Genomic DNA, 7,479 nt, shown 5'->3' with positions numbered 1-7,479 from the left:
GCTCCGGTCTGATCGACCGAGCCGAACTGCCACATTCCGGCGGGCCCGAAAAGAGGGCTTTGTCCCGGACCATAACCGATGATGGCTTGAGCGTCCAAGGGATAGTCGAATCCTAAGAATTGGTCGACGTTGTTTGCGATGTTGCCGTTGTTATAGGCTTCGTTGGACTGTCGAAAGTAGGCGTTGCCTCCGAGTGTCCAATCTTCATTGAGCTTTTGGGTGGCGATGAGATTCACCAAGTTGAGGTTGTCGGTCTGCGGATTCGGTCCGGTGTAGATCATCGTGTAGGATTGTTCGAGCATGCTGAGCGGAGTCGGCCCCAGGGTGTTGATCAGGTTGTCGGCTCCCGTGTAGCTCAGATGAACGTCGGTGCCAGTCTCCTCGTTGTGGTAGCCGATCTTCCCGAAGAGTTGCTTGACATAGGAGGAGCTCTGCTGGCGCCAACCCTCCATGCTGAACCAGTTCCCGGAGAGGAACCAGTCCCAGTGGCCTTTGTAGCCCCCGTATTGGAAGCCGACCGCCTCGGTGCCCCAGGAGCCCATGTAGCTCTGGATTAAGGAGCCGGGAGAGGTGCGGCCGTCCTTGGTTTGGATGACGATCGCCCCTCCCAGAGTATTTTGTCCGTAGATCGGGTTGGATCCGGGGACGATTTCCATGCTCTGCACGGCCATCTGCGGGATGAAGTCCCACTGAACATTGTTGCTGAAGGGCTCATTGACCCGCACTCCGTCGTAGAAGACCGAGATCCCAATGGGCTGGCCCGCGATGGGAGAGGCGGCGAACCCGCGGTAGCTGATGCTCGAGAGGAAGGGGTTCCCGTTGAGGTCGGTGTAATTGACGCTCGCCTGATTCCGTTCCAAGAAGAGTTGCGAGGCAAACTCCTGCTGGTTGACCCAGGTTTTCCCTTGTGCGACCTGGTAGTCCCCGGGAAGGTTTTCGAGCGGCTGGCCCATGCCCGGAAGGGGAGTGGTCGCGACTACTTGGACTTCTGGCATCTGGGTCATCGCCCTTTCGAGCTCGGATTGCTCCTTGGTCGCGTCCTTCGGCTGCCGCAGGGCGCTGCGGAGCTTGCGCTCGCTTGGAGAGGGTTCCTGCGGCGGGGCCGGTTCATTCGAGGCGCCGGAGGAGCCGGCCGGGGGATCGCCGAGAGGGTTGGGATGTGCTTGGGGGAGAGCGAAGGAAGAAAGCAAGAAGAGGATGACCAGCGAGAAGAGCAAAAAGCCTCGGTGGTCGCGGAGCGTCATGGCGCAAAAGGCCCAGCAAGGGCCATGCCAATGTTCCGAGCGGCCGAGCCGACCGTCCGGCTCCTCTAGGTGGCGGAAGGAGTGCCCCCCTCGAAGGAGAATCCATTTGCACCATGGCTGGGGCACCGTACGTACTCCTCGGGAAAATTTCGCGCAGAAAAGGTGGGTCACCGATTCTTCCGCAAAGAGGCCGGATGCGCGATAGCTCGTCATCGACCCACGGGGAAGCATGGACAAGCAACCGAATGGGAAAGTGCGGGTGGTGATGAGCTTTGGGGATCTGGCGGGGCGGGCGCGAGAGGTCGTGACGGAGGCGCTCAAGAGCCTCGGGCGCGCAAAAGGCGATTCGGGCGAAACCCGGAAGCCGGAACGGAAAAGCGGGAGGAGGATCGAGCAGGCCAAGGCGGAGGCAATCCGCCGCGCTCAGAAGGCGGTAGGAAGGGGCACGGAGGCGGCCGGAAGGAACGCTGCCTCGGCCGATCCGGCCGAACGGCTCCGGCTATGGAGCCGGGAGTTCTTTCGTCATGCTCGGCGCTTTGGCTGGGCCTCGGAGCTCCTCCAGTCGGAGGATTGGCGGAAGGCGGGCCGCGCCTTGGCGGAGGAGCGGCTGCGCGACTCGGCGATCCACCTCGCGCAAGCCGGCTTGCGGGTTGGATCCCAAGGGTTAGGCATGGCAATAGGAGGAATGCTTGGGGCGGAGACTGGGCCCGGGGCGGCCGTGGCGACCTGGGCCGGGGCGACATTCCTCGGTGCCTTGGGCGATCGGGCGGCTTCTGCGCTCGATGTGCATCTTACCCGGTCGAGCCGGCGGCGCTTTGCGGAAGCGAGGGGGCGGGAGCGCTAGTTTCGACGGCTAGAGGACGCGCTTGAAGGCGGAGGCGGAGAGCGGCGGCAGCGTGAGGTTCAGGGAGTAGGGCTGCCCCTGCCAAGGGAGCCAGTCGGCCTCGAGACCTCCCAGATTCCCCATGCCGCTCCCGCCGAACTCGAGGGCATCACTGTTGGCAATCTCGCGCCAGTAGCCGGGGAAGGGAACTCCCACCCGGTAGCCGATGCGGGGAACAGGGGTAAGATTGAAGACGCAGAGGATCTGCTCCCGCCCGTCTTTCGATCGGCGCAGGAAGCTGATCACACTGCTTTCCGCGTCGCTGAAATCGACCCACGAAAAGCCGTGTCCGGTGAAGTTGTCTTCGTAGAGGGCGCGTTCTTGACGATAGAGCCGGTTGAGGGAGCGGACCCACTGAAGGAGCTGGGCGTGTAACCCGCCGGATGCCAGATGCCAATCGAGGCTCACCTCGTGGTACCACTCGTTCCACTGCCCGAACTCTCCGCCCATGAAGAGCAGCTTGTGGCCGACGAAGAAGAACATGTAGCCGAAGAGAGCCCTGAGGTTGGAGAACTTCTGCCAATTGTCGCCGGGCATCTTGGAAAGGAGAGAACCCTTCCCGTGGACAACCTCGTCGTGGGAGAGGGGAAGGATGAAGTTTTCATGCCAGGCATACCAGGCGCTGAATGTGAGGCAGTGCTGGTGGTATTTCCGGTAGATGGGATCTCGGGAGAAGTAGAAGAGGGTGTCGTGCATCCAGCCCATGTTCCACTTGAATCCGAAGCCCAAGCCTCCCATGTAGGTCGGACGGCTCACCATTGGATAGGAGGTCGACTCCTCCGCGATGAGCTGAATGCCGGCAAATTCCCGGTAGAGCTGCTCGCTCAAGGTGCGGAGAAAGGCGATCGCCTCGAGGTTTTCGTTTCCGCCATACTGGTTGGGGATCCACTCCCCGTTCTGCCGCGAATAGTCGAGATAGAGCATCGAGGCGACCGCATCGATCCGGAAGGCGTCGATATGGTACTTTTCGAACCAGAAGCGGGCGCTGCTTAGAAGGAACGCTCGGACCTCGTTCCGACCGTAGTTGAAGATGTAGCTTCCCCAATCGGGATGAAATCCCTGTCGTGGATCGGCATGCTCATAGAGGTGGGTTCCGTCGAAAAGGCCGAGGCCGTGCCCATCCGTGGCGAAGTGGGAGGGCACCCAGTCAAGGATCACCCCGATCCCTTCTTTGTGAAGGTACTCGACGAAATACATGAAGTCCTGCGGGGTGCCGAAGCGGCTCGTCGGCGCGAAGTAACCGATCGTCTGGTAGCCCCAGGAACCCGAGAAGGGATGCTCCATGATCGGCAGGAGCTCTACGTGGGTAAAGCCCATCGACTTGACGTAGGCGGCCAGCTCGTGGGCGAGTTCTCGATAGGTAAGAAAGCGATTCCGTTCCTCGGGCACCCGCCGCCAGGATCCGAGGTGGACCTCGTAGATCGACCAGGGGGCATTGATCCCATTCTTTTCCTGGCGGCTCTCCATCCAATCCCGGTCGTTCCAATCGTACGAAAGATCCCAGAGAATCGAGGCGCTCCTGGGCGGAACTTCCCACAGAAAGGCATACGGATCGCTCTTCTCGGCGGTGAAGCCGTTCTGCTTCGACCGGATGAAATACTTGTAGAGCGCTCCGCTCTCGAGGCCGGGAACGAACGTCTCCCAGACGCCGGTCTCGTCCTGACGAGGAACCAGGGGGGTGGCACCCGGTTTCCAGCCGTTGAAATCGCCCAGAACGGAGACCTCTTCGGCGTTGGGAGCCCAGACGGAGAAGTAGGCCCCCTTTTGCCCTTTCCAGGAAAGCAGATGTCCTCCCAGCTTTTCATGGAGTCGGGAGTGATTGCCTTGGCGGAAGAGATAGGTGTCGGTCTCCCCCCAGACTTCCGGAAGCGCCTTTGGACGCGCAGATGCTTTGGGGGTCTCCCCTGCTTTCGTTGGTGCGGCGGGCCGATCGATTTCTCCTTCCCTCATGGTTGTCGATTCTCCTCGGATTTGCGGCCGGTTGCCAGGAGTTCTTCGATTCCGCGTAAAGGAATTTCGATCCATGCCGGCCGGTTGTTCCTCTCATACCCCACTTCGTAGACGGCTTTTTCCAAAAGAAAAAATTCCAAAAGCGCCCGGCGAGCTTCCTCACCTCGTGGAAGGAAGGGCGCGTTCCCCGCCGTTCGATAATAGCCGTCGAGGAAGGATTGGGTGGCTTGGTGCCTCCAGCGGTCCGCGACCTTCTGCCGGTCCATCCGATGCGGATTCGCCGGAACGCTCAGGAAGATGGGGGCGAGGGCGGCGTAATGAAAGGAGCGGACCATTCCCGCAACGTCGCGAAGGGCGATTGCCTTCCGCCGCCGTTCGGCAAGGGGGCGTTCCGGCTCCCCTTCGAAGTCGATCAGCACGAAATCATCGTCGGTCACGAGAACTTGGCCGAGATGGTAATCCCCGTGGATCCGGATCTTGTGAAGGGTTGGGCGTACCATCGAGAGGCGCCGGAAGGCGGATTCGAGCCGAGGGAAGAGCACCGCGAGCCGCTGGCCTTCCTCTCCACTCGGGGGCTCTTTGGAGCCATTCTGGATTCCGAACGATCGCCGGAGCAAGACCGAAGCTTCTTCCGAAAGGAGCAAAGTCTCTTGCTCCCCGAGAGGTTCCGGTCGAAAAGCCGGATCCTCCGGCACACTCGCCATCGCCAGATGAAACTCCGCAGTCCGCTTCCCTAAGAGCTCCCAGTCGGGTCGCGGAACGGCTGCCCCGGATGGATCGTAGTCCGTGACCGGCTCTTTCTCGGCCTGTCGCAGGAGCCCGTCGACCTCCGCAAGCGCGAGCGTCCAGGCATCCGACCGATGGGGAACTGCAGCCGTGAGCAGGCCGAGCAAGGTCGATGGACCGTTCTGCGGATCGTAGTCGAGGCGGCCTGCGTAACGGGGGACGTGAGGAAAGCCCAGGAGGCCCGAAAGCCGCTCGTGGACTTCCACATCTGGATTGGGGCCGCCCTCGACCTTTCGGTAAAGCTTAAAAAAGAGCCGGTTTCCGAAGAGGAGCGCACTGTTGCTCTGTTCCCGGCCGACGAGGCGCGTCTCTTCCGGCAGAACTCCCGAAGCACGGAACTCCGCGAGAAAGGGAGCGCTTCTCCCCCGCAAGATCCCCAGCGGACCCAGCAGCTCCCGCTCTTCGGCCAAGAGTTCGAGCAGGGCTCGGGCGAAGAGAGGATCGCCGGTCGCTTCCCAGAGGATCTGCGGCGAGGAAGGAGAGAGGGGGCCGATTCGGTCACTCTCCTCGACGGCCGCAGGAGGAGCGCCTCTGGTCAATCGGAGGGGCAGGGTGAAGAGAGCGGTCTCTCCCGTGGCGAAGCGGACTCGGAGGAGCAGGAGCCGCAGCCCCGCCTCTCGGGGTCCGAGACAAAAGGCGTCGGCCACCTGAACTTCCTCGAGGCCGTGGGCTTTCCCCGCGAACCAGCGGCGGCGCAGCAAAAAGGGGGGAAGGAGCGTTCCGATCCGGCGTAGGCCCTCCGCGGAAAACCAGAACCGCTCGGCCAGCGGGTCGAAGTCGGGTGGCACGCTCCTATCCTTGCCAAAGACGAGGCCGGCCGGCAATCCGCTCCTCAATCGGGCGCATATTGGGTCACCCAGAAAAGGTGGGCGGGGCGGAGAGTGGGATCGAGGCGGACGTAGTTGCTCCCGTCGTGCCACGTGTAGCTCGTGTCGGCGAGCAGGTCGTTGACTTGAAAGGGCTTGTGCGAATCGATCCCGAACTCCTCCGCCGGGAAGCGGACCCAGCCGGATTGGGGATGGGCGTCCATATTGACCACAACCAGAATCACGTCACCCAAGTCGGGACTCGCTTTGGCATAAGCCAGGAGTTGAGGATTGTCTACTTCGCAAAACCGGAGGTTGTCGGTGGCTTGCAAGGCCCGATGCGTCTTCCGGATATGGTTGATGCGGGCGATCTCGGGCTTCAGGTTTCCCGGCGCATTCCACTCCCAATGGCGGATCTCATACTTTTCGGAGTCGAGGTATTCCTCTTTGCCGGGCACCAGAGCGCTTCTCACGCAGAGCTCGAAGGCGGGGCCATAGATGCCGTAATTGGAGGAGAGGGTGGCGGCCAGGATCAGCCGCTGCAGGAACGTCGAGCGGTCGCCCTGCTGGAGATAGACAGGAAGGATATCCGGGGTGTTTGGCCAAAAATTCGGTCGAAAGAACTCCCGGACGGGCGAGGAGGTGAGCTCGACTAGATATTCCCGGAGCTCTGCGGGCGTTGCCCGCCAGGTGAAGTATGTATAACCCTGGGAGAAGCCGCATTTGGCCAAGTGATAGAGGATCTTGGGACGGGTAAAGGCTTCCGCCAGGAGGATGACCTCCGGATAGTCCGCCTTGAGCTCGGAGATCAGCCACTCCCAGAACGCCATCGGCTTGGTGTGGGGGTTGTCGACTCGGAAGATCTTCACCCCTCGTTCGATCCAAAAGACGAAGATGCTCCGCAACTCTTCCCATAGGAGGCGCCACTCCGCGCATTCGAAGTCGAACGGAATGATATCCTGGTACTTCTTGGGAGGATTCTCCGCATATTGGACCGTCCCGTCCGGACGCCAGCGAAACCAGCCGGGATGCTCCCGGACGTAGGGATGATCGGGGCTGCACTGGAGCGCTATGTCCAGGGCGATTTCCAATCCGTATTCTCTCGCGCGCTCCTGCAAGCGGTGAAAGTCCTCCCAGCTTCCCAATTGGGGATGAAGCGCCTTGTGTCCTCCCTCCTCAGCCCCGATGGCCCAAGGGCTTCCTACGTCGTCGGGTCCACAGCGGACATCGTTGTTTTTCCCTTTTCGGAAGCGACGGCCGATCGGGTGGATCGGCGGCAGATAGAGCACGTCGAATCCGAGAGCGGCGATTTCGGGGAGCAGTCGTTCGCAATCGGCAAAGGTCCCGTGGCGGCCCGGCTCTCTTGCCCACGAACGCGGGAAGAGCTCGTACCAGGAGCTGAAGACCGCTTTGGGCGGGTCGACGAGGATCTTGCGCACAAACGGGGCTTCGGAGGCCAAGCTCCGATCGGGATAACGCCGGGCGAGGTCTGCCAGCGCCGGATTGCGCGCAGCCAACCCCCGCTCCGCCGCTGGAAGGGAGGGGTCTCGGAGATGCGCCGCCCACTCCCGGAGCCGGCCGGACTCCGGTTTGGGAGCCCGACCGGCCGCCGCTTCGAGCAGCTCGGCTCCGATCAGGAGCTCTACCCCGATCTCTTCCCCTCCGTCCGCCTTTTTGTGAAAGCCCTCGATCCAAGTGACAAAATGGTCCACCCATGCGACGACCTGGCACTCGTAGAGCCCCAGCTTTTCCAGGAGAAACTCTGCTTGCCACTCGTCGTTGCCCAGATCGCGCATCGGCTGCTCCCGCC

5 protein-coding genes are annotated in these 7,479 nt (G+C 61.8%); 1 reads left to right on the top strand and 4 read right to left on the bottom strand.

Annotated elements, in window-relative coordinates:
* Positions 1-1,457 (bottom strand): TonB-dependent receptor plug domain-containing protein (locus FN369_RS08960; protein ID WP_246189645.1); only part of this gene is annotated, 1,457 nt, incomplete at its 3' end.
* Between the two features lie 16 nt (positions 1,458-1,473).
* Here FN369_RS08960 and FN369_RS08955 point away from each other — a divergent pair.
* The gene (locus FN369_RS08955; RefSeq protein ID WP_142525814.1) at positions 1,474-2,088 is read left to right on the top strand and encodes a hypothetical protein; all 615 of its coding nucleotides are present in this window, start codon (positions 1,474-1,476) and stop codon (positions 2,086-2,088) included.
* A gap of 9 nt (positions 2,089-2,097) precedes the next feature.
* Here the strand turns inward: FN369_RS08955 and glgB are convergent, their stop codons facing one another.
* The 3 genes from glgB to FN369_RS08940 form a co-directional block, all read right to left on the bottom strand.
* Positions 2,098-4,077: a 1,4-alpha-glucan branching protein GlgB gene (glgB, locus tag FN369_RS08950; protein ID WP_142525813.1), complete on the bottom strand. Its 1,980-nt coding sequence runs from the start codon at positions 4,075-4,077 to the stop codon at positions 2,098-2,100.
* Positions 4,074-5,651, bottom strand: a complete 1,578-nt coding sequence (locus FN369_RS08945) for a maltokinase N-terminal cap-like domain-containing protein (protein WP_142525812.1) — start codon at positions 5,649-5,651, stop codon at positions 4,074-4,076. The genes glgB and FN369_RS08945 overlap by 4 nt, the downstream gene beginning before the upstream one ends.
* A gap of 44 nt (positions 5,652-5,695) precedes the next feature.
* Positions 5,696-7,479 (bottom strand): alpha-1,4-glucan--maltose-1-phosphate maltosyltransferase (locus FN369_RS08940; protein WP_142525811.1); only part of this gene is annotated, 1,784 nt, incomplete at its 5' end.

Origin of the sequence: Methylacidimicrobium cyclopophantes (assembly GCF_902143385.2) — a bacterium.
Taxonomy (GTDB): Bacteria; Verrucomicrobiota; Verrucomicrobiia; order Methylacidiphilales; family Methylacidiphilaceae; genus Methylacidimicrobium; species Methylacidimicrobium cyclopophantes.
The sequence above is the reverse complement of the archived record's forward strand: the minus strand, read 5'-3'. Positions and strand labels throughout refer to the sequence as shown.